15 protein-coding genes are annotated in these 22,190 nt (G+C 67.9%); 6 read left to right on the top strand and 9 right to left on the bottom strand.

Annotation, left to right across the window (positions count from 1 at the left end):
• Positions 1–50: 50 nt before the first annotated feature.
• From KT882_RS21715 to KT882_RS21685, 7 genes are read right to left on the bottom strand one after another with little or no spacing between them, the layout of a single operon-like run.
• Positions 51–737: a PEP-CTERM sorting domain-containing protein gene (locus tag KT882_RS21715; protein WP_228893298.1), complete on the bottom strand. Its 687-nt coding sequence runs from the start codon at positions 735–737 to the stop codon at positions 51–53.
• Entirely contained in the window at positions 734–2,563 is a 1,830-nt protein-coding gene (locus KT882_RS21710; RefSeq protein WP_161070494.1) for an MFS transporter, read from the bottom strand. Before KT882_RS21710 ends, KT882_RS21715 begins: the two co-directional genes overlap by 4 nt.
• Positions 2,544–3,677: an N-acetylglucosamine-6-phosphate deacetylase gene (locus KT882_RS21705; protein ID WP_228893297.1), complete on the bottom strand. Its 1,134-nt coding sequence runs from the start codon at positions 3,675–3,677 to the stop codon at positions 2,544–2,546. Before KT882_RS21705 ends, KT882_RS21710 begins: the two co-directional genes overlap by 20 nt.
• A complete protein-coding gene (locus tag KT882_RS21700) occupies positions 3,667–4,503 on the bottom strand; it encodes a DeoR/GlpR family DNA-binding transcription regulator (RefSeq protein WP_161070495.1) in 837 nt (278 codons plus the stop codon). The genes KT882_RS21705 and KT882_RS21700 overlap by 11 nt, the downstream gene beginning before the upstream one ends.
• Positions 4,497–5,792 carry a D-tagatose-bisphosphate aldolase, class II, non-catalytic subunit gene (locus KT882_RS21695; protein ID WP_228893296.1) on the bottom strand — a complete coding sequence of 432 codons (1,296 nt, stop codon included), beginning with the start codon at positions 5,790–5,792 and terminating at the stop codon, positions 4,497–4,499. The genes KT882_RS21700 and KT882_RS21695 overlap by 7 nt, the downstream gene beginning before the upstream one ends.
• The gene (locus KT882_RS21690) at positions 5,792–6,751 is read right to left on the bottom strand and encodes an ROK family protein (RefSeq protein ID WP_228893295.1); all 960 of its coding nucleotides are present in this window, start codon (positions 6,749–6,751) and stop codon (positions 5,792–5,794) included. The genes KT882_RS21695 and KT882_RS21690 overlap by 1 nt, the downstream gene beginning before the upstream one ends.
• Positions 6,738–7,913, bottom strand: coding sequence for an SIS domain-containing protein (locus KT882_RS21685; protein WP_228893294.1), 1,176 nt, complete (start codon positions 7,911–7,913; stop codon positions 6,738–6,740). Before KT882_RS21685 ends, KT882_RS21690 begins: the two co-directional genes overlap by 14 nt.
• A gap of 222 nt (positions 7,914–8,135) precedes the next feature.
• Here KT882_RS21685 and KT882_RS21680 point away from each other — a divergent pair, with 222 nt between their 5' ends.
• The 4 genes from KT882_RS21680 (at position 8,136) to KT882_RS21665 (ending at position 13,314) form a co-directional block, all read left to right on the top strand.
• Positions 8,136–9,305 carry a glycoside hydrolase family 88/105 protein gene (locus KT882_RS21680; RefSeq protein WP_161070499.1) on the top strand — a complete coding sequence of 390 codons (1,170 nt, stop codon included), beginning with the start codon at positions 8,136–8,138 and terminating at the stop codon, positions 9,303–9,305.
• 124 nt (positions 9,306–9,429) lie between these two features.
• Positions 9,430–10,491 (top strand): LacI family DNA-binding transcriptional regulator, encoded by a 1,062-nt coding sequence (locus tag KT882_RS21675; protein WP_228893293.1) that lies wholly within the window; start codon positions 9,430–9,432, stop codon positions 10,489–10,491.
• 76 nt (positions 10,492–10,567) lie between these two features.
• On the top strand, positions 10,568–11,785 hold the full coding sequence (locus KT882_RS21670; protein ID WP_223149290.1) for a glycoside hydrolase family 88 protein: 1,218 nt from the start codon (positions 10,568–10,570) through the stop codon (positions 11,783–11,785).
• 188 nt (positions 11,786–11,973) lie between these two features.
• A complete protein-coding gene (locus tag KT882_RS21665) occupies positions 11,974–13,314 on the top strand; it encodes an MFS transporter (protein ID WP_161070502.1) in 1,341 nt (446 codons plus the stop codon).
• Here the strand turns inward: KT882_RS21665 and KT882_RS21660 are convergent.
• Both KT882_RS21660 and KT882_RS21655 read right to left on the bottom strand, forming a co-directional pair.
• Entirely contained in the window at positions 13,289–15,268 is a 1,980-nt protein-coding gene (locus KT882_RS21660) for a phosphocholine-specific phospholipase C (RefSeq protein ID WP_407682055.1), read from the bottom strand. The genes KT882_RS21665 and KT882_RS21660 overlap by 26 nt on opposite strands.
• Positions 15,269–15,536: 268 nt before the next feature.
• Entirely contained in the window at positions 15,537–17,987 is a 2,451-nt protein-coding gene (locus KT882_RS21655; protein ID WP_228893291.1) for a TonB-dependent receptor, read from the bottom strand.
• 288 nt (positions 17,988–18,275) lie between these two features.
• Here KT882_RS21655 and KT882_RS21650 point away from each other — a divergent pair, with 288 nt between their 5' ends.
• Both KT882_RS21650 and KT882_RS21645 read left to right on the top strand, forming a co-directional pair.
• Positions 18,276–20,477 carry a glycoside hydrolase family 88 protein gene (locus KT882_RS21650; RefSeq protein WP_228893290.1) on the top strand — a complete coding sequence of 734 codons (2,202 nt, stop codon included), beginning with the start codon at positions 18,276–18,278 and terminating at the stop codon, positions 20,475–20,477.
• Positions 20,478–20,526: 49 nt separating this feature from the next.
• Positions 20,527–22,167 carry a right-handed parallel beta-helix repeat-containing protein gene (locus KT882_RS21645; protein WP_228893289.1) on the top strand — a complete coding sequence of 547 codons (1,641 nt, stop codon included), beginning with the start codon at positions 20,527–20,529 and terminating at the stop codon, positions 22,165–22,167.
• Positions 22,168–22,190 lie beyond the last annotated feature (23 nt).

Raw genomic sequence — 22,190 nt, 5'->3', positions numbered from 1 at the left:
CCGACATTCGCCCGCCATTCGTCCTCCATTCGTCCCATTCGTAGGGCGGGTTAGCAGCGGAGCTGCGTAACCCGCCGGCGCCGCAAGGCGCACAGCGCCGCCAGCCCGCCCCCCATCAGCAGCAAGGAGCCCGGCTCCGGCACGGTCACCGCATCCAGATAATTAATGGTCAGGACCATGCCCGCGCGGTCCGCCGCGTAGGCGCCGTTGTTGGCCGTCGTCCATTGCGCCACGGTGGAGCCGCGCAGGTGCATGCCGAACCAGCTGTCGTGCGCTGCCAGGCTGGCCGCCAGCAGGGAGGTGACATCGAAGTAGCTGACCGCGCGGCCCGCCAGCGTGGACACCACAGATCCGTAATTGGTGCTGGGCGCGTTCCAGCTATATGCCAGGTTGCCTGCGTTCGCGTCGGCGTCGAAGCCCACCAGCGTGCCGTTCTGCGAGCCGGTCTCTCCATCCTTGAGTTCAAACGACAGCACCGCGCTGGAAATGCTCTTGCCCGCCAGTGCGCCAATATCGACCTGCATGATGGTGCGGCTCAAATTGCTGCGTTCCACGCCCAGCACGTGGCCCCACGCGTTGGTGTACATGCCCAGGTAGCCGGTACCCGCGTAGTTGCTGGCGGTGTTGCTGTTTCTGAGCGCGGCGAAGGTGCCGATGTCGTTGAGCGAAATCGTCATCACGCTGGCGTTGGCCTGCATTGCGGCCAGCAAGGGAATCAGGGCGAACAGTTTTTTCATGATGCGTCTCCGGTGGGGTAGGTGGCAACGTGCTCCGTCCGCGCGGCGTTGGCTCCGGCGCGGCCTTCGAAATAACGGCCGATTTCTTCCAGCGTCTTGCCGCGCGTTTCAGGCAGCAGGAAGGCGGCGGCCAGGAAGTACACCACTGTGCAGCCCGCCCAGGCGAAGAACATGGGCGCGTAGCCGTGCTGGCCCACGGTGGGCAGGAACACGGCGGCGATGGAGGTCGAGACCAGCTGGTTGAGCAGCAGCGCCACACTCATGCCATTGGAACGGATGCGGTTCGGCATCAGCTCGGACAGCGCCAGCCACACGCACACGCCGGGGCCGACCGCGAAGCTGGACACAAACGCCAGCAGGCAGGCCAGCAGCAGCCAGCCTTGCGCGGCAGTGGGCGGCGCGCCCAGGCGGGCACGCTCGATCACCAGCGGCGCGCCCTGGGCCAGGCTCATGTCGGGGAAGGGATTCAGGTGAACGGCGCGGAAGGCGGCGCCGAGCGCGCTGTCGCCGTCGATGTCGGTGGGCGGGGCGATGTTCAGCGCCTGGCCTGGGCGCAGCGTGCGCACTTGCGTCAGCGGGCCGTAGCTGTAAGCGATCTCGAGCTGGTAGGCGTCGCTGCCGGCCAGTGCGCGCAGTGCGGGTGCGTCCAGCGCGAGCGCTTCGTTCCTGGCCAGCGGAGCCAGCGCGGCGCGCACGTCGGCTTTGCCGTTGTCCATGGCGAGGAACAGGGCGCCGGCGGCGCACAGGGAGGCGATAATGCCGCCGCAGCCCAGCATCAACAGGAAGCGGCGCCCCTTGCGGTCCACCAGCACCACGGCGGCCACGGTCACCAGCGCGTTGGCCAGCTTCAGCGCGACGTCGCCCCAGTTGGCTTGCGAGCCCGCCAGGCCGCCTTGTTCGAGGATGTTGACGGAGTAGGCCAGCACGGAGTTCATGCCGGTGGCCTGGTTGCAGGCCAGGATCAGGCAGGCCAGCAGGAAGGGCAGCACAAAGCGGCGCTGCAGCAGGCTGCCCTGGTCGGCGGCTGCTGCGGCCGAGGCGGCGGCACCGGCGGCGCCGTCGTTGCCGGCGGCCGCGCTGATGGCGGCCAGTTCGGCGTCGGCATCGTCGTGCGTGCGGGTGCGGCGCAGCGCGGCGAGGGCTTGCTCGCGGCGTCCGCGCCCCAGCAGCCAGCGCGGCGATTCGCTCAGGCCCAGCACGCCCGCGCAGAACAGCAGTCCCGGCGCCAGGCTAAGCCAGAAGATGCGGCGCCAGGCGGCGTCCTGCATGGCGGGCAGGCCGGCGGGATTGGTCTGCGCGACGGCTTCCACCTGCTGTGCCACGGCCAGCCCGATCAGCGCCGCCGCCACCAGGCCTATGGTGAGCAGCAGCTGGAACAGCGCCGTGCCGCGCCCGCGTACGGCGGCGGGCAGCGATTCGGCCAGGTAGAGCGGCACGATCACGCCGATCAGGCCCCCGCTGACGCCTTGCAGCAGGCGGCCCAGCAGCAGCGGCACATAGCCGTCGGCCAGCGCGATCATGGGAATGCTGGCCGAGAACAGCAGGCCAGCCACCAGCATGCCCGCTTTGCGGCCGATGGCGTCCGCCAGCGCGCCTGCGGCCAGCGAGGACAGCACGGAGCCGAGCAGCACGGCGGCCACCACGAAGCCGAGCTGCTGCGCCGACAGCTTCCACAGCTGCGCGGCGGACGATTCCAGATAGGGCAGGGCGCCGGCGATGATGCCGACGTCGATACCGTACAGCAGGCCGCCAAGGCCGGCCACGGCCAGCAGGTAGCGGGTTTGGCTTGCGTGTGTCGCTTGTTTCTCAGGCGGGGACGGGCGCATGGTGTTTTCCTTGTTGGAGGTCCAGGGGGCGTCCGTGCAGGAGCACGGAACGTAGTTGCAATTCGTCGTCGAGCACGACGATGTCGGCGCGCGTGCCGGGGGCGAGGCGGCCACGGTCCTGCATGCCGAGATAGTCGGCCGGGAAGCGCGACACGCGGTCGCTGGCGTCGGCCAGCGTCAGGCCGATGCCGACCAGGTTGCGCAGCGCCTGGTCCATGGTGAGCGCGCTGCCGGCCAGCGAGTCGCCGGTGGCCAGGCGCACGCAGCCCGCGCATTTCATCACGTGCTGGCTGCCCAGCATGTAGGCGCCGTCCGGCATGCCGGTGGCGGAGGTGGCGTCCGTCACCGCGTACAGGCGCGGGATGGCGCGCAGGGCGGCGTGTATCGCGCCCGGCTTGGCGTGATGCAGGTCGGGGATGATTTCGGCGTATTCGCCGTGCGCCAGCGCCGCGCCGACGATGCCGGGCGCGTACTGGTTCAAGCCTGTCATGCCGTTGAACAGGTGGGTGAATCCGGCCAGGCCGGCTTTGAGCGCGGCCACGCCGTCTTCATAGCTGCCGGCGCTGTGGCCCGCCTGCACGCGGATGCCCATGCCGCACAGCTCGGGGATGAGCTGCAGGTGGCCTTCCACTTCCGGCGCCAGCGTCAGCACGCGGATGGGCGCCAGCGCGTTCCAGGCTTGCACCTGTTCCAGCGTGCCTTGCTTGACCAGCGGCGGCTGCGCGCCCAGGCGGCCGATGTTGAGGAAGGGGCCTTCCAGGTGCACGCCTGCGATGTGGGCCGTATCCGGGGCGGGGCTGGCCATGGCCGCGCCGGCGCCGCGCAGCGCGTGCTCTATCGCCGCGGGCGGAGCGGTCATGGTGGTGGCGAGCAGCGTGGTGGTGCCGTGGCGCGCGTGCAGCCGGGCCACGGTCTGCGCGGCGTCGCCGCCCTGCATGATGTCCACGCCGCCCGCGCCGTGCACGTGCAGGTCGATAAAGCCGGGCAGTATCCAGCGGTCGCCGAGCGCGGTGTGGTCGGCTTCGATGGCGACAATGTCGCGCCCGTGGTGCAGGCGCCCGTGTATCCAGCCGTTGGGAGTGAGGATGCGGCCTTCCAGCATATCAGCTTCCATGCCCGTCCTCCGCGACGATGACGGTGACGCCCTGCGCCGCCAGCTGCTCGCGCAGGGCGGGCGCCAGGCTGGCGTCCGTGACGATGGTGTCCACTTGCTTGAGCGCGCAAATGCGGTTCAGGCAGATGCGGCCGAATTTGGACGCGTCGGCCAGCACGATCACCTGGCGCGCGCAGGCCGCCATGCGCGCGTTCAGGCTGGCGTCGGCGGCGTCGTGGGTGGACAGGCCGAAGGCGGTGTCGATGCCGTCGGCGCCCAGGAAGAGCTTGTCGAACACATAGCCATCCAGGCTGGCCTCGGCATGTTTGCCTTGCAGCGACTGGGAAGCGTGGCGCAGCACGCCGCCGGAGACGATGAGGTCGATGTCGCTGGAGTGGGCCAGCTCGGTGGCGATGGGCAGGCTGTTGGTGAACACCGTCAGCGTGCCGCGCGCGGGCAGCAGGCGCGCCAGTTGCAGGGTGCTGCTGCCCGCGTCGAGTATGAGCTTGTCGCCGGGCGCAACCAGCGCCGCTGCGCGCGCGGCGATGCGCTGCTTGCGCTCGCGGTGCTGCAGGCGTTTTTCCGCCAGCGGCGCCTCTGGAGGGGCGGAATGCGCCAGGCGCGCGCCGCCGTGCTGGCGCAGCACCAGGCCGGCGTCGGCCAGCGCCCGCAGGTCCAGGCGTATCGTCACCGGCGTGACGCCGAGGCGCTGGGCCAGGCGCTGCACGCGCACGCTGTCCTGCTCGCGCAAGGCGTGCAGGATCTGCTGGCGGCGTTCCTCGCAGCCCGCCGTGGTGTTGCCGTGGTAGTGCGGCGCGGCGCCGCTTGCGGGGGCGAAGTTCAGCATGGCGCTTCCGCCGCGTTGCGCTGGCACGCGCGTGCATAACGCGCCAGCACCAGTTCCACTTTGTGGCGCGCCAGGTCCGCTGCGCGCGCGGCCAGTTGCCCCGAGTTCACCAGTTCCGCCTGTTCCGGCAGGTATTGGCTGAGCAGGGGCAGCGGCAGCGGGCGCGCGTCCAGGTTGGCTTTCAGCGTGGCCAGCGCCTGCTGCACCGGCTCCGCCGGCCAGTAGTAGCGGCTGCGGTCGGACAGCGCGTAGCGGCGCAGCGTGGCTTGCTGGCTGGGCGTGCCCGGATAGTGTTTGGTCCAGTGGCCGGGCTGCTCCAGCATGCAGCGCTCCAGCACGGCCTTGAAGTGCGAGCGCTGTTCGATGGGCAGCAGTTCGTCCTCGATGGCGGCCAGCGCGAACCATGCCTCGCGCAGCGCATGGGTGGCGGCCGGCCCCACTTTGAGGATGGCGAAATGGTCGCGCACCAGTGCGTGCAGGGCGTGCTCGGACTGGTAGTCGGTGGAGTGGGCTTCGTACACCAGGCCAGGATGGTCCTGGATGAAGGCGGACAGTTCCACCGCCTCTGCCGGCGCGTAGTGGTGCACTGTGCTGTGGTCGAAGTCCACGCCGGGCTGCACCACCAGCGCAATCACGCGCTGCCATGCCGCTTCCAGGCCGCGCTGAGCGAAGGCCCGGCGGTGCGCTTCCAGCGTGGCGGCCGCCGCTTGCGGGCGCGTGACCTGGATGCCGCCTTCCAGCGATGCTTCGCCGCCAGGTACCGGCACTTCGGTGCCGACCACGTAGACCGGCGGCGGCAGGCCCGCGCTGGCTGCTGCGCGTTCGGCTACTTCGGCCAGCTCGGCGGAGCGCGCCGCCACCAGCTCGTCGGGCAGCGGGAACGGGTCGCCCGCGCAGGCCATGCTGCAATCGAGGTGGATTTTTTCAAAGCCGGCTTCGACGTAGGCTGCGATCAGCGCGCGCGCATGCGCCATGGCTTCGGCTGGCGGCAGGTGCTGCCAGGTGTTGGGGCCGAGGTGGTCGCCGCCCAGGATCAGGCGGTCTGCCGGGAAGTCCATCGCGCGGGCCAGCTCGCGCACGTAGGCGACAAAGTCCGCCGGGCGCATGCCGGTGTAGCCGCCGAACTGGTCGACCTGGTTCGAGGTCGATTCCACCAGCAGCGGGCCGCCGTGTTCCAGTGCGACGGCGATCGCGGCTTGCAGCACTTCGGCGTTGCTGCAGCAAACGCTGGCGATGCCGGCGGCGGCGCCTGCGCGGTGCTCGCGGATCAGGTTTTGGAGATGGGACATCAGTTTTCCTTTGCTATGAGGTTGGGCTGGCGCGCCAGCAGGGCCGCGCCGCGCGCGCCGCCGGCGTCGCCAAAGACGGGCGGCAGGATGGGGGGCACGGCAAGGCCGGGCAGCAGGTGGGCGCCGGCGGCTTGCCCCAGCTCCGCGTACAAGTGGGGCATGCGAGAGAGGCCGCCGCCCAGCACGATGGCGTGCGGGTCGTACGCCAGCACGATGCGGGCGATGGCCGCGCCCAGCAGATCCAGGTGCTGCGCCACCACACGCTGCGCCACCGGGTCGCCCGCGCTGCGCAGCGCGAGCAGCGTTTCCGCGTCCGCTCCATCGCCGCCGGTGGCGTGCCGGTGCAGGCGGCGCATGCCGGTGCCGGACACGTAGCATTCAAGGCAGGCCTTGCTGCCGCAGGCGCAGTTCCAGACCGGCAGTTCGTAGCGCTGCAGCAGGTCCGGGCCTATGGGCCAGTGGCCCCATTCGCCCGCGATGCCGTTGCGGCCGCGTACCAGCTGGCCGTCCAGCACATAGCCGGCGCCCGCGCCGGTGCCGATGATGACGCCGAACATGCTGGCGTAGCCTTGCGCCGCGCCGCCGTGGGCTTCCGACAGCGCGAAGCATTGGCAGTCGTTGCCCATGGCGATGGGGCGGTCCAGCATGGCTTGCAGCACGGGCAGCAGCTGGCGTCCGGTCAGGCACGGCACGTTGGCGCTGAGGTGCTTGCCGCTGGCCGCGTCGACGATGCCGGGCACGCCCAGGCCCACCGGCGCGCGCATGCCCAGTTCCTTGTCGGCGCTCTGCACCAGGGCTACCAGCGCGTTCACGAAGGTGTCGTAGTCGCCGCCGGGCGTGGGCACGCGGCGGCGCAGGCGCACGTTCAGCTCCGCATCGCACGCCACCAGTTCCATCTTGGTGCCGCCGATGTCGATGCCGTAGGTGTAGCCGGCAGATGGATGGTCAGATGGCTTCATGGGCATAGACCGTCACGCCTTGCACCACGCGGTTCACGGTGCCGTCGGGGAAGGGGTTGTCCGGAGTGAGGCCGAGGCGCACCGACTGGTGCAGCGCCAGCGTCTGCGCCAGCAACACGTAGGCGGCGGCCAGCCAGGCGTCGGACAGGTCTTCCGGCGCGCCCAGCGCGGAGCCGTCGAGGGCGGCCACGTGGCCCGCCACCTGGTCGCGCCGCAGCTCGGCCAGCAGATCGTGTTCATACAGGCGGGCGTGGGCGTCCTGGCTGTGGAACAGCACCACCAGCGTGTCCCGGTTCAGCATGGATTTGGGGCCGTGGCGGAAGCCCAGCGGCGTGTTGGGCATGGCCAGCACCTGGCCTGCGGTCAGCTCCAGCACCTTGAGCGCCGCTTCCTGCGCCAGGCCTTCCAGCGCGGCGCCGCCCAGGTAGACGATGCGCGACAGCGGCAGGCTGCCAAGCTCGCGCCACTCGGCCGCGAAGGTATCGAGCCAGCGATCCGCCAGTACCGCCAGGGACTCGATGCGGCGCGCGGCCTGCGCCAGCGGCGCCGGTTCCAGCAGCGACAGGGCGGCCAGCAGCATGGTGGTAAAGCTGCTGGTCATGGCAAAGCTGCGGTCGCAGGTGGCGGGCGGCAGCAGCAGGGTGATGGTGTCGCTGCGGCCGTCGCCGTCGCGGGCCAGCGCACCTTCGGCGTTGCAGGTGATGTGCAGGAACAGGGCGCCCGGCGCCTTGGCGCGCACCACGTCCACCACGGCCTGGCTTTCCGGGCTGTTGCCGCTGCGTGCGAACGATACCAGCAGCAGGGGCTTGTCTGCCGCCAGGTACAGGGCAGGGTGGCTCAGCAGGCTGGTGGTGGCGACGGCGCGCACTTGCGCCGGCCAGGCGCCGTTGAGGCCGTCCGCCGCCAGCTCGCCGATAAAGGACGAGGTGCCGGCGCCGGTCAGGATGGCCTGCGCCGACGGGTCGGCCAGCAGCGCGTGCAGGCGGGCGCGGTCGCTTGCAGAAATGCCGGCGGAGATGCCGGCAGCTTCGCTTTTCTCTTCATTCAGCAGCGCGGCGGCCAGCTGGCGCCATACCGCAGGCTGTTGCGCAATCTCGCGCGCCGTGTGTTGTCCGCCCAGCGCTTCCCATTGCGGGCTGGCCAGATCGAGGGCTTGTGTCATGGTCATTCTCCTGTTCGATGGTGAAACTGATTGAATTGATGGTAACGTTAACCCATCGAATTTTCCAGTTTCGCTTTCGAATTTGTTGTCCGAATGTGCAAACGAAGAAATCAGCAGAAAAACGCTGGCATTGCCGGAAATGTGTGTGGTATCGTTAACGCACCATTGCCGCGATGCGGAAAACAGATTCAACACTTCCCAACTCTCAACAAAGGACGCCCTATGAAACCTACCCTGCCTTCCCGGTCCGCAGCCCGCCTGCTGGGCGCTACCCTGGGCCTGGCGCTGCTGGCCGGCGCGCCGGCGGCGGTGCACGCAGCCGCCGCCGCGCCTGCCTCGGCCGCAGCGGCCCAGCGTGCCGTCACGCCCGCCGCCACCCTCGCGGTCATGCAGCGCGTGGCGGACTGGCAGCTGGCCCACCCCAGCACCTATCCCGAGGACGACTGGACCCAGGCCGTGGGCGACGCGGGCATGATGGCGCTGGCCGGCATCGCTACCGACACCCGCTACCGCGACGCCATGGTCTCCATGGGCCAGCGCAATGAATGGAAGCTCGGCCCAAGCATGTACCACGCGGACGACTACGCGGTCGGCCAGACCTACGCCGAGCTGTATCTGCAACTGCGCGACGCGAAAATGATCGCCCCGATGCGCGCGCAGTTCGACTACATGCTGGCCCACCCGCGCGAAGGCAGCCTGAACTGGATCACGCCCGGCGTGCTGCACCGCTGGGCCTGGTGCGACTCGCTGTTCATGGGGCCGCCTGCCTGGGCGCGCCTGGCCGCCGCCACCGGCGAGCACCGCTACCTGGACTTCGCGGTGGCGAACTGGTGGCGCACCTCCGACTATCTGTATGACAAGGAAGAGCACCTGTACTACCGCGACAGCCGCTTCTTCAAGCAGCGCGAAGCCAATGGCCGCAAGATGTTCTGGGGCCGGGGCAATGGCTGGGTGATGGGCGGCCTGGTGCGCATGCTGCAATACGTGCCGGCCAATCATCCGTCGCGCGCCCGCTTCGTGCAGCAGTTCACCGAGATGTCCGAAAAGCTGCTGACGCTGCAGCAGCGCGACGGCATGTGGCGCGCCAGCCTGCTGGACCCGGCCAGCTATCCGCTGCAGGAAACCAGCGGCACCGGCCTGTACACCTACGCTCTGGCCTACGGCGTCAACGAGGGCATACTGGACCGCGCGCGTTTCGCACCGGCGGTGGCCAAGGCCTGGGACGCGCTGGTGGCCAATGTGGACGCGGACGGCAAGCTAACCCACGTGCAGCCTATCGGCGAAGACCCCAAGGCCTTCGACGCCAGCTCCACCGATGTGTACGGCGTGGGCGCCTTCCTGATGGCGGGCAGCGAGCTGCACCGCATGCAGACGCGCGGCGCGGCGAAATAGCGCGCTGACGCAGTGGCAACTGCCTGTCCTGCGGCCCGTGCTGTGGTATTTACTGCAAATCCGGTAAAATAACCGACGTGGAGGCCAAAAGCCCGATATCGTTATCAGTAGCCAAAGGACAGCAATGAAGAAATCGACGGTGACCCTGGTCGATGTGGCCAAAAAAGCGGGTGTTTCAGTGATGACGGCCTCGCGCGCGCTGAGCGGCGAAGGCTATGCATCGGAGGAAACCCGGGCCAAGGTGCAAGCCGCCGCGCAGGAGCTGGGCTACGCGCCGAACGCGCTGGCGCGCATGATGAAGGGCGGCCGCACCAATGTGATCGGTGTGGTCGTCAACGATCTCGCCTCCACGGTGGTGAACGGTTTCGTCACCGCCATCAGCGAGGAAGTGCGCAAGTACGAGATGGACATGTTCATCTACAACTCGCTGGGCGACCTGGGCGACGGCAAGGGCAAGCGCCTTAGCCAGCTGCTGCACGGCTTGTGGGACGGCCTGATCTACGTGCTGCCGCGCATGAGCGACGATTACCTGCGCACGCTGGAGGCGAGCACCAGCCCCATCGTCATGATTAACTACTGCAAGCATGAGACCACCTTGCCGGTGGTGCGCGGCGACAACGTCAACGGCGCGCGCGACGCGGTGGCGCACCTGATCGAACTGGGGCATCGCCGCATCGCCTTCGTGCGCGGCACCGCTTACACCGGCCAGAGCGACGAGCGCGAGCGCGGCTACCGCGCGGCGCTGCAGGAAGCAGGCATAGAAGGCGACCCCGAGCTGATCGTGCAGGGCGACTTCAACGAGCAGTCCGGCGCGGATGCGGCGCGGACGCTGCTGGCGCTGGCCGAACCGCCGACGGCCATCTTCGCCGCCAACGACGCCATGGCGCTGGGCTGCATGAGCGCGCTGCGCGAAAAGGAACTGCGCATTCCTCAGGACGTGTCGGTGATCGGCTTCGACGATATGGCCGGTTCGGCCGTGGTGCAGCCGGGCCTGACCACCTTGCGCCACCCGGTCGCGCCAATGGCGCAGGCCGCCGTGCAGGAGCTGATGCGCCGCATCCAGTCCCAGCCGGGCCGGCGCCAGCGCATTGAATTCCCCAGCGAATTCGTCATCCGCGCGTCGACCGGGCCGGGTCCGGAAGCGCCTGCGCGCAAGAGCAGGGCGCGGGCGCGCAAACAGGCCTGAGGACGCGCAGCGGCCGGTATGGACGGCCGCTTTTTTGTGAACTAATATGATAACGATATCTCATCATGGTGGCAATGTGATCAACACACCTGTCAACGCAATCCAGTCCCGGCTGTTCCAGGACGCGCAGGCAGCTGCGCTGGACCAGCTGGAGCGCCACGCCGTGGGCTACGGCGCCGATTTTCCCGACGATACGGCCACGGACGGCGTGTACCGCCCGCGCCGGGCACCCGGCTTCCCGGAAGGCGCCAACGTCGGCTGGACCACCGGCTTCTGGACCGGCATGGGTTGGCTGGCCCATGAACTGAGCGGGCGCAGCGTGTTCAGGCAGTGGGCGCAAAGCCACCATCCGAGCTTTGCTTCCCGCGTGGCGCTGCACACCGACCTGGACCACCACGATCTTGGCTTTCTGTACGGGCCGTCGGTGGCCGCCTTTGGCATTACCGGCGAAGGGCGCCACCGCGAACTGGCGCTGGGCGCGGCGCAGGTGCTTGCCCGGCGCTTCCTGCCTGCTGCCGGCGTGATCCAGGCCTGGGGCCGGATAGGCGACCGCAGCGACCAGCGCGACCAGGGCCGCATCATTATCGACACGCTGATGAATCTGCCCCTGCTGCACTGGGCCAGCGCGCAGACCGGCGACGCGCGCTACGGCGACGCGGCGCGCTCCCACCTGGCCCGCACGCTGGCGCTGCTGCTGCGGCCGGACGGTTCCAGCGCGCACAGCTGCCATATCGACCTGCACACGGGCGAAGCGCTGCGCATCAGCACCGTGCAAGGCCACGGCAGCGATTCCTGCTGGGCGCGCGGCCAGGCCTGGGGCGTCTACGGGCTGGCGCTGAACCACCGCCACGCGCCGGAGCAGGGCGCGCTGGACGCCGCCTGCCGCATGGCGGACCACTTGCTGGCGCACCTGCCGGAAGACGGCGTATGTCAATGGGATCTGGCGCTGGACTGGCGCGGCGGCGAGCAGCGCGACAGCTCCGCCTCCGCCATTGCCGTGTGCGGCCTGCTGGAACTGGCCGAGCAGCTGCCGCCGGGCGCGCACAGCCGGCATTACCGCGAAACGGCGCTGCATATGCTGCAAGGCCTGGCCGCCGGCTGCGCGGCGCCGCCCGGTCCGGGCCGCGGCCTGCTGCTGCATGGCGTGTACAGCTTCCCCGAAGGGCGCGGCGTGGACGAAGCCAATCTGTGGGGCGACTACTACTATCTGGAAGCGCTGGCGCGTGTCAACGCCGGCTGGCGCAGCTATTGGAGCGGCGGCATGGCGGCGCAGTCCCGGCACGCCGCCGCGTGACGCTGTGGGCTGACGCTGTGGCGAGACACTGCGCCGCATCTTGATGTGTAAAACGCCGTAAGTTTCACGTCCGGCCGCTACCGCTGAGTGTCCAAATCGGCTAGCATGCTAGAAGTCATCAGCATGCCACGGTACCGAAGGTCCGGCGGATAGTGAAAACACGGAAGCGCCGGAAGCGGGGAGGTGGAGTGGGCCAGAAAGTCCTTTTGCGGCAAGCGCCGCCGCTGCTTGCTGCCGGCCTGGTGTCGCTGCTGCCGCTGTACTTCTTCCTCCTGATGGGCGACCTGGCATGGTCGCTCAAGGAGCGCGCGGTGCAGGAAGTGGTGAAAGCCCAGCTGCGCGAGTTCAGCCAGAATCCCGTGCTGCTCAATGTGCTGTTCGGCGCCTTGCCCGCCATGCTGTCGCTGCTGTTCGGCCCCCTGGTCGGCGCCTGGAGCGACCGCACGCGCACCCGGCTCGGACGGCGCATTCCCTTTTTGCTGTGCGGCGCGCCGCTGCTGTCCGGCGCCCTGGTGGGGCTGGCCTACAGCGAAGCGCTGGCGGACGCCTTGCTGGCCTGGTTCGGCATCGCCCCCGCATTCCGCCGCGAGACGGTGATCGCCTGCATGGGCGTGTTCTGGGCACTGTTCGAGCTGCTCAGCATCACCAGCAACGCCCTGTTTATCGCCCTCGTCAACGACACCGTGCCCAAGCCCATGCTGGGGCGCTTTTTCGGCCTGTTCCGCATTGTCAGCCTGGCGGTCGGCGCGGCCTTTTTCTATGTGGTGTTCGGCAACGACCTGCCATCGGTGGCACGCCAGGTCATGCTGGCCATCGCTGGCGTTTATCTGGCTGGCTTCGCCCTGCTGTGCGCCTGCGTGCGCGAACCGGAATCTCCGCCGCCCAGCGCGCTGGCGGCGCCGCCGGGACTGGGCCGCTTGCGCGCACCCGGCGGCGAAGCGCCGTGGTTCTACGTGCTGCTGTTCGCGGCGCTGGGCATGGCCACCACCAGTTTGCTGCCGGTGAATATCAACAGCTACAACGCCATCAGCCAGTTCGGCGTGGACCGCAGCAGTTTCGGCCACGCGGTGGCGCTCACCTATTGCATCTCCATCGTGCTCGCGCTGCCGCTGGGCTGGCTGGCCGACCGCGTCCATCCTTTGCGGGTGGGCTTCGCGGCGCTGACGCTGTATGCACTGTGCATGCTGGGCGCCTGGCTGCTGGTGGTGGGGCGCACGTCCTTCCTGATCTGGTTCGTGGTGCACGGCGTGCTGGCCGGCGCCTTCCTCACCGGCACGGCCGCGCTGCTGCCGTCGCTGCTGCCGCGCGCGCGCTTTTCCGAACTGGCGGCGTTTTCCGCGTCCGTGACGGCGCTGCTGGCGATGGTGTTCACGCTGGCCATGGGCGCCGCGCTGGACTGGAGCGGCCGGGACTTCCGCCTGATGTTCCTCGCCGCCGGCCTGGTGGCGCTGGCCGGAGCAGGCCTGTGGTACGGCGTGCTGCGGCTGTTCCGGCGCGCGGACTTCACGTCCCCATCTCAGGATCGCTGACGCCGTGGCGCCCGGTCTCGAGCCGGCCCGCGAAGCGCCGCGTCCAGCCGCCGCTCTGCACGCTGTAATCGTACCAGTAGCGCTGCGCCTCCAGCGGCAGCAGGATGCGCACGCTTTCGCCCGGATCGAGCGTGCGCAGCTGCACCGGCGCGGCGCCATAGGCCAGCTTGCGCAGCGCCACCTCGCACGCGGCCGCGCCGCCGTTGCGCAAGCTTAGCCGCAGGCCGTTGCCGTAGGCTTCCAGCGCCATCTCCAGCGCGTCCGCATCGACGGTGCCCTGCAACTGGCGGTGGAAACCGTTCGGTCCCAGCACCCATAAGTCGTACTTGCCCTGGTCGGCCGGCGCGGGCGTCCACAAGTCCAGCAGCGATTTGCCCGCTTCCACCGTGTAGCGGCGCGGAATGCGGTCCAGGTGCATCTTGTCGTACACGTGGAAGACCGCGCCCGCCGTGCCGCTGTTGATGAACTGCAGCGCCACGGCGCGCTGCGCGCCTTCGGCGATGGCGGACTTCAGCTCCAGGCGGTAAGGCAAGGCGCGCGAAGGGCGCTCGCCCGCAGGCTGGCGCGGCACGCCCTGGCTGCTTTCCGCAGGCACCTCGATGCCGCCGCGCGCGCGCTGTTCGCGGCGCCAGGCGTCGGCCCAGGCCTTGCTGCGGGACTCCAGCGGAGGCGGTGCGGCGTCCGGCGCGCGGAAGTCGAAGCAGCTGGTCAGGTCGCCGCAGACGGCGCGCCGCCACGGGCTGATGTTGGGCTCAAGCACGCCGAAGCGCGTCTCGAGGAAGCGCAGGATGGAGGTGTGGTCGAACACCTGGGAATTGACCCAGCCGCCCTTGCTCCAGGGGGAGATCACCAGCATGGGCACGCGCGGCCCCAGGCCGTAGAGCCAGTTGACCGAGTGGCATTCGGCCGTGTAGTCCACGGTGGATTTGCCGGCGCGGCTGCCGTCGCGCTGGAGCGAGGGCGCGGCCGGCGGCGGGGCGTGGTCGAAGAAGGCGTCGTTCTCGTCGTACATTTGCAGGAACACGGTCTTGCTCCACACGGCGGTATCGGCCAGCAGCGCTTCCAGCACCATCTGCGTGTAGGCGCCGCCCTGAACCGGCGTGGACGGCCCCGGATGCTCGCAGTACAGGCGCGGCGGGACGATCCAGCTCACCTGCGGCAGGCGCCCCGCCAGCACGTCGTCCTTCAGGCCTTGCAAGGTCGCGTTGCGCAAATTGGTGCTCAGGCCTTTTTCGGCCAGCGCGTTGGGACGGCTCTGGTGCGCCTCGCGGAAGCTGCGGAACACGGTCAGCAGATTGCAGTCGTAGTTGTCCTCCATGTCCTGGTAGACCTTCCAGCTTACGCCGGCCTGTTCCAGGCGCTCGGCGTAGGTGGTCCAGGTGAAGCCCTGTTCGGGCGGTCCCAGGCCTTCCATGCGGTTGTCGATGGCGGGGCCGCCGCAGGCGCCGGTGGGGTCGTTGGTGCCGGTCAGCATATACAGGCGGTTGGGATTGGTGCCGCCCTGCAGCGAGCAGTGGTAGGCGTCGCACAAGGTGAAGGCCTCGGCCAGCGCGAACTGGAAGGGCAGCTCCTTGCGCGTGTAGTAGGCCATGGAGGCGTCGGTCTTGGAGCGGGGCCAGTAGCCCATGCGGCCCTCGTTCCAGGCGGCTTGCGCGTCCGGCCAGGTGTGGGGCAGGTCCAGCGCGCACTGGGCGTTGCCGGCTTCCTGGTCCAGGTGGTAGGGCATGACGGTGCGGCGGCCATTGTGCTGCTGCCAGACGGTGCGGCCGCCTGCGAGCGGAATGGTGAAGCGGTCGCCGAAGCCGCGCACGCCGGGCAGGGTGCCGAAATAGTGGTCAAAGGAGCGGTTCTCCTGCATCAGGATCACCACGTGCTGCACGTCCTGCAGCGTGCCGCTGTCGCGGTGCGCGGGCACGGCCAGCGCCTGGCGCAGCAGCGGCGGCATGGTTCCCATCAAGCCTGCGGCCAGTGCTTGGCCCAGGAAGCGGCGGCGGTGTTGCGGCACGGCGGTCTCCTTATCAAAAAAGGGCGTACACGGATAACCGGTACGCCCAGCGGGAGAAACTCTCCCGGAGAGTGAAACTATTACATCATAACTGTGTCGCGGCATAGTAGGGCGGATTAGCGCAGCGTAATCCGCCGTATGCCGCTGCGCCGCCGGCTTGGCGGGTTACGCTTCGCTAACCCGCCCTACTTGTGCTGTCTGGCTAACGGTATTGGTGTCAGAACTGCATGTCGGCGCGGACCGAGAAGTAGCGCTGGTAGTCGCGGGCCGGCGTCCAGCTGGTGGTGTTGACGATGGCCACAGGATTCGGCGCCTTGGCGGTCCAGGTGCCGTTCACCCAGGTGTTGGCCAGGCCGGTGGCGTAGGACTTGTTGAACACGTTGTTGACCATGAAGCTCAGCTTGAAGCCGTCCTTCTTGTCCTTGATGCCGGCGCCCAGGTTGACGATGCCGTAGCCGCCTTGCTCGGTCATCGGATCCTGGTTCAGGTTGAACTGGGTCTTGCTCTGCCAGCGGAAGGCCGTGGTGACGAAGCCGTTGTAGCTGCGGTCGGTCAGGATGTCGTACTGGCCGCCCAGGTTCAGCTTGAACTTCGGCGCGTTGGGCAGGGTTTTGCCAGCCAGGTCGGCCACGTTGGTGTTGTTGTACTTCGGATTGGCCGCGCAGTTGCCGCCCGGAGTGGTGCCGGTGCCGGCGGCATTGAGCACGCTGTAGCAAGGGCCGTTCTCGAAGCTGGTGACGATGGCCTTGGTGTAGGCGAAGGAACCATTGAGCAGCAGTTCACGCGAAACGCGCCAGTTCAGGTCGGACTCGAAGCCGCTGGTGCGCAGGCCGCCGATGCTGTGCAGCGTGGTGCGGAAAATGCCGTCGGCGTCGGTGAAGCCGGCCGATTGCTGGAAGCCCGTGAAGTTGGTGCGGAACACGGCCAGGTCCAGCGACATGCGGTTGTTCAGCAAGCTCATTTTCACGCCGGCCTCGATGCTCTTGGCATCCTCGCCCGGCACCGGCTGGGTCTTGGCGATGGCCGCGTTGAAGGAGCTGGTCAGGTCATAGGCCTTGCCTTTGTGGCCGGTGGAGTAGGTCGCGTAGGCCATGGTGGCCGGGTCGAGGCGGTGTTCCAGGCCGATCTTGCCGGTGGCTTTTTTCTCGGTGTCGTCGCCGTGGAAGTACTCGGTCAACACGCGGCTGGTGGCCGGCGGCGGGTTGTAGCGGCTGAAGGAGTAGCCGGTGTCTTCCTTGTTGTAGCGCAGGCCTGCCACCACGCTGGTCTGCGGCGTCAGGTCGAAGCTGCCCTGGCCGAAGATGGCGTAGTTGGTGTTGTAGGCGGTGGCGCCGTAGTCGGTGACGTAGGTGGTGACCGGTGCGCGGGTCAGTTCGCGCGCCAGTTCGTTCTTGCCGTACCACAGGCCGGCCACGTAGCGCACGCTGCTCTTGTCCGGCGAGGTCATGCGCAGTTCCTGCGTCTTGGCTTTCACGTCGAACAGGCCGTACTGGTACAGGCCGCCGCTCACGCCGATCAGCTTGTTGCTGATCAGCGCTTTGCCCAGGACGTCGCTGTCGGTGGCGTCGCCATCCTGGTAGTCGTTCATCTTGTAGTGCGACCAGGAGGTGACGGAGGTCAGCGTGTGCTTGGCCAGCACGCTGTCCTCGCCGAAGGCATAGCTGACCTTGAGGCCGGCGCCCACGTCGCGTGCCTTGCCGCCGGCGGGGTAGTCGTTGCGCACCGAGACATTGTCCGGGCCGGGCACGATGCCTTTCAGTACCTGGGAGGCGGGCATGTAGCCGCCGGCCGCGTAGGTGGTGCCGTTGTTCAGGTTGTACACCGCGCCGGCGAAGTTCGACATGGAGTTGAACGGCTGTACGCAGCAGGCTTTGGTGAATTTGCTGGCGCGCGGCGAGAACACCACGGTCCAGTTGTCGTCCGGGGTCCATTCCAGCTTGCCGGACAGGTTGGTGTCGCGCGAACCGTTCAGCTTGCCGCCGTCGTAGAGGTTTTTCACCACGCCGCCGAAGCTGGTCTTGCCCGCCGCCAGGCGCATGCGCACGGTGTCGCTCAGGGCACCGGAGACCGAGGTGCTGGCGCGCCATTCGCCGTCGCTGGTCAGCAGGGTGGAGGCCTTGGTTTTCCAGATGCTGTCGATAGGCTTGGTGCTGATATTGACCGCGCCGGCAATCGAGCTTTTGCCGAACAGCGTGCTTTGCGGGCCTTTCAGCACTTCGATGCGGTTCACGTCGGCCAAATCTTTGAAGGCGTTGGCCTGCATGGCGTAAGGCACGTCGTCGATGATGACCGATACGTCCGACTCCACGCCGATGCCCAGCGAATAGGTGCCGATGCCACGCATATTGATGCTGAAGTTGCCCGGCTGGGTGCTGTAGGAGACGCTCAGGGCCGGCGACAGGGCGGGCAGGTCGTCGAAGTCTTTCACGTTGTTGCGCTGCAGGACGGCGTCGTTCAGGACGGTGATTGCCATCGGCACGTCCTGCAGGTTCTGGGCGCGCTTGTTGGCGGTGACGACCACCGTTTCCAGTTTCACTTCTTCCTTGCCGGCAGGCGCTGCTTGCTGGGCGTGGGACAGGCTGGCCATGGCCAGGGCGACGGCTGCTACAACAGGCCGCACTGCGAATTTGGCTTTGGCGCCGGCTGGATGCTGTTTATTCGTGTTCATGTACTCTCCTCGGTCGAAATTTAACATGTGCTTGCCAGTTGCAGGGCGCCTGGCTTCCCTTATTTATGAGAACGTTATCAGTCGTCGTCCTAAAAAACACAGCGAATCAGGCTGTGTTGATGTGATAACGATATCAGTCATTTTTATCCATAACAAGAAAATTTCATATCCATGCGCGAAAAACCACAGATTCTCACCACAGTGGGGCACGAATTGAATTGCATTTGCAGAAAGGCTTGGGTAACGTTAACACACCATATTTCCCGTCCATACAAAAAAGGAGCATTCATGACGCAAACCGCATCCCCCGTTCCCCGGCAGCGCACGCTGTCCACAGCCCTGTGCCTGGCCTTGCTGGCGGCTGCGCCCCTGGCCGCCCCGCATGCCCAAGCGGCAACGGCCGTGCGCGGCGCAGCCGACCAAGCCACGGCGGCCAGCCCGGCCGCCGTATTGAACGTGATGCAGCGCGCGGCGGACTGGCAACTGGCCCATCCCAGTACCTATCCCGAGGACGACTGGACGCAGGCGGTGGGCGACGCGGGCATGATGGCGCTGGCCGGCGTCTCCGGCGAGCGCCGCTACCGGGACGCCATGATCGCCATGGGCGAGCGCAACCGCTGGAAGCTGGGTCCGAGCATGTACCACGCGGACGACTATGTGGTCGGCCAGACCTACGCCGAGCTGTATTTGCAGACGCGCGAGCCGAAGATGATTGCGCCCATGCGCGCCCAGTTCGACTACATGCTGGACAACCCGCGCGAGGGCAGCCTGTACTGGGAAACGCCGGGCGTGCTGCACCGCTGGGCGTGGTGCGACGCGCTGTTCATGGGGCCGCCCGCGTGGGCGCGCCTGTATGCGGCCACGGGCGACCAGCGCTACCTGGACTTCGCGGTGAAAAACTGGTGGCTCACGTCGGACTACCTGTACGATAAAGAGGAGCACCTGTACTACCGCGACAGCCGCTACTTCAGCAAGCGCGAAGCCAATGGCCGCAAGGTGTTCTGGGGACGCGGCAACGGTTGGGTAATGGGCGGCCTGGTGCGCATGCTGCAATATCTGCCGGCGAATCACCCATCCCGTCCGCGCTTCGTGCAGCAGTTCAGCGAGATGTCCGCCAAGCTGCTCACGCTGCAGCAGAGCGACGGCACCTGGCGCGCCAGCCTGCTCGACCCGGCCAGCTACCCGCTGCAGGAAAGCAGCGGCACCGGCTTGTACACCTACGCGCTGGCCTATGGCGTCAACCAGGGCATACTGGACCGCGCGCGCTTCGGCCCTGCCACGATCAAGGCCTGGGATGCGCTGGTGGCCAACGTCAACGCGGACGGCAAGCTGACCCACGTGCAGCCCATAGGCGCGGACCCGAAATCCTACGACCCCAACTCCACCGACGTCTACGGCGTGGGCGCCTTCCTGATGGCGGGCAGCGAGATCTACCGCATGCGGCTGCTGGACAGCGCACCGTCCAGCGTGGTCGTGGTGCGCAACGGCGGCAGCCTGCACCGGGCGGATGAATCGGTGGAGGCGCCGCTGGCGGCGGGCGAGCTTGCCGTGCTGGACGCGGCCACGTCGCGCATCGTGCCCAGCCAGCGCCTGGACAAGAACGTGCTGTTCCAGGCCACGCTGGCGCCGGGAGAAACGCGGCGCTACCTTGTGCTGCCGCGCGCCTCGCTGCCCGCCGTGCCGCCGGTGGACGCCAAGGCCCACGCCCGCTTTGTGCCGGAGCGGCTGGACGATTTCGCGTGGGAGAACGACCGCACCGCGCACCGCGTCTACGGCCCGGCCATCATGCGCGACCCCAAGGAGATGCTCGTCAGCGCCGGCGTGGACGTGTGGTCCAAGCGCACCCGCGCGCTGGTGCTGGACAAATGGTACGCCAGCGGCGACTACCACACCGACCGGGGCGAGGGCATGGACTTCTACAAAGTTGGCAAGGCGCTCGGCTGCGGCGGCCTGGCCGTGTTCGACGGCGGCCGGCTGCATCCGGCGTCGTCCAACTTCAGCAAGTGGAAAGTGCTGGCGGACGGCCCGCTGCGCGCCGTCTTCGAGCTGACCTATGACCAGTGGGATGCGGGCGGACGCCAGGTGTCCGAGCTGCGCCGCGTGTCCATCGACACGGGCACGAATTTCAGCCGCGTGGAAAGCCGCTTCGCCGCCAAAGGGCCGCTGGAAATCGGCGTCGGCATCGCGCAGCGCGAAGGGGAAGGGCGCTACAGCCAGGGCAATGGCTGGATGAGCTACTGGGAACCGGCACACGGCGCGGACGGCAACGCTGCCTGCGCGGTGCTGCTGGAAGGCCGCCACACCCCGCACGAAGGCCAGTATCTGGCGGTGGGCAAGGCGCAGCCGGGCAAGCCCTTTGTCTACTACCTCGGCGCGGGCTGGAGCAAGAACGCCGATTTCCCCACGCCGGAAGCGTGGGAGCGCTACGTGAAGGAAGCCGCGCAGCGCGTCGCGGAGCCGGTTGCCGTCAGCGTGGAAAGCGGAAAATAACGTTAATATGGCCCCGCCTCCCGGTGGGGCGCTCTTTGAGGGATCACCAATGAAGTTTGCGACACTTGCATTGATGCTGGCGGCGTGGGGCGCGCAGGCGCAGGCAGCGGAGACGCCGCCCGTGCTGCATATCGATTGTTCGGCCGCCGCTGCTGGCGTTGGCAGCTTGCGGCAGCCGCTGAACAGCCTCGCGCAGCTGAACGCCATCCGCTTCCAGCCCGGCACGCGCATCCTGTTCAAGCGCGGCGCCACCTGCCACGGCAGTTTCCGCCCCATGGCGGGCAGTTCGGGCGCGCCCGGCGCACCCATCGTGGTGGACAGCTACGGCGACACTGCGCTGCCGCGTCCCGCGATCGCGGCGGGCTGTCTTTCGTCGCGTCGCGATCCGCAGCAGGCGCTGACCGAAGCCAGCAAGCAGCCCGATGGCGTGAGCCCCTACCATACGCTATGCACCGCAGATGACGGTCAGTTCAACCGCGCCGCGCTGCATCTGTTCAATGTGGAACACTGGGAAATCAGCGGCCTGGAACTGAGCAACGACGGACTGGAAGAAGCCGGGCGCCTCGGCCTGCTGGTGCAGCTGGAAGACTTCGGCACCGGCCACCACTACCGCGTCAACGACGTGCTGGTCCACCATGTGCGCGGCTACCTGAAGGACGAACCGGGCCGCGCGCTGGCCTACAAAGCCACCGGCGGCATGCTGTTCGAAGTCACGCGCGACAACGAAGGCCGGGGCGTCCGGCAGAAGAAGACCAACTTTGACGACGTGCTGGTTGAAAACAGCGAGATCTACCATGTGGACGGCATAGGCCTGTCCAACCGTTCGGCATGGATGTGCCGTCCGCGCGGCGCTCCCTGCGGCGACTTCCCGCCTTACAAAAACAATCCCGGCTATTTGCAGGAGACCGCAGCGCAGGCCGCAAGCGAGTTTTACCCGTCCACGCGGCTGGTCTTCCGCAACAACAAGATCCATGACATCGGCGGCGACGGCATCGTGGTGCGCACGGCGGTGGCGCCGCTGGTGGAAGCCAATCTGCTGTACGACATCTGGATGCGCTCACCCGGCAACAGCGCGGGTGCGTGGGCCATCAACACCGACGGCGCGGTGTTCCAGTACAACGAAGTGCACGGCGTACGGCTGCGGCCCGAGATCGAGTCCGGCGACGGCATGGCCTTCGATGCCGACATGGGCACGCGCGGCACCCGTGTCTACGCCAACTACAGCCACGGCAACGCGGGCGGACTGATGCTGTTCTGCGCTTGCGGCAAGGACGGACTGGGCCAGCAGGCCATGGCGGAGGACGTGGTGGTGGAGCGCAACCTGAGCGTGAACGACAAGCGGCGCGCCATCCTGGTGGCGGGGCTGGACAACGCCATCGTCAGCGGCAACCTGATCGTGACCAATGGCGCCACGCCGCTGCTGGAAAGCCACGACAAGGGCACGCGTGACGTGCTGGAACTGCGCGGCAACCAGTTTATCGACACCAGCGGCACCGGCGCCCTGTACCGCGCGTTTCAGCAGTCCGGCAGCCACGCGCGCTATGCGTGGAGCGGCAACAGCTTCCACGGCTATCCTGCGAGTGCGGAAAGCGGGGCGGCCGTGCCGGTGGCGCAGGCCGATGTACCGGCCCTGATCGAGCAATGGTTCACCGCCACCCAGTTCCGCCAGCGCGGCTACCGCCCGCGCTGAAACCAGAGCCGGGGCACGCGCCC

Origin of the sequence: Pseudoduganella aquatica, from assembly GCF_020865585.1 — a bacterium.
In the GTDB taxonomy this organism is placed as follows: Bacteria; Pseudomonadota; Gammaproteobacteria; order Burkholderiales; family Burkholderiaceae_D; genus Rugamonas; species Rugamonas aquatica_A.
Note: the sequence above shows the minus strand (reverse complement) of the source record. Positions and strands in the feature narration are given on the sequence as shown.

Coding starts and splice junctions, on each gene's coding strand:
- KT882_RS21655 (WP_228893291.1), bottom strand. CDS start 17,987: ATGAACACGAATAAACAGCATCCAGCCGGCGCCAAAGCCAAATTCGCA.
- KT882_RS21650 (WP_228893290.1), top strand. CDS start 18,276: ATGACGCAAACCGCATCCCCCGTTCCCCGGCAGCGCACGCTGTCCACA.
- KT882_RS21705 (WP_228893297.1), bottom strand. CDS start 3,677: ATGGAAGCTGATATGCTGGAAGGCCGCATCCTCACTCCCAACGGCTGG.
- KT882_RS21675 (WP_228893293.1), top strand. CDS start 9,430: ATGAAGAAATCGACGGTGACCCTGGTCGATGTGGCCAAAAAAGCGGGT.
- KT882_RS21645 (WP_228893289.1), top strand. CDS start 20,527: ATGAAGTTTGCGACACTTGCATTGATGCTGGCGGCGTGGGGCGCGCAG.
- KT882_RS21695 (WP_228893296.1), bottom strand. CDS start 5,792: ATGTCCCATCTCCAAAACCTGATCCGCGAGCACCGCGCAGGCGCCGCC.
- KT882_RS21680 (WP_161070499.1), top strand. CDS start 8,136: ATGAAACCTACCCTGCCTTCCCGGTCCGCAGCCCGCCTGCTGGGCGCT.
- KT882_RS21710 (WP_161070494.1), bottom strand. CDS start 2,563: ATGCGCCCGTCCCCGCCTGAGAAACAAGCGACACACGCAAGCCAAACC.
- KT882_RS21660 (WP_407682055.1), bottom strand. CDS start 15,268: ATGGGAACCATGCCGCCGCTGCTGCGCCAGGCGCTGGCCGTGCCCGCG.
- KT882_RS21690 (WP_228893295.1), bottom strand. CDS start 6,751: ATGAAGCCATCTGACCATCCATCTGCCGGCTACACCTACGGCATCGAC.
- KT882_RS21700 (WP_161070495.1), bottom strand. CDS start 4,503: ATGCTGAACTTCGCCCCCGCAAGCGGCGCCGCGCCGCACTACCACGGC.
- KT882_RS21685 (WP_228893294.1), bottom strand. CDS start 7,913: ATGACACAAGCCCTCGATCTGGCCAGCCCGCAATGGGAAGCGCTGGGC.
- KT882_RS21715 (WP_228893298.1), bottom strand. CDS start 737: ATGAAAAAACTGTTCGCCCTGATTCCCTTGCTGGCCGCAATGCAGGCC.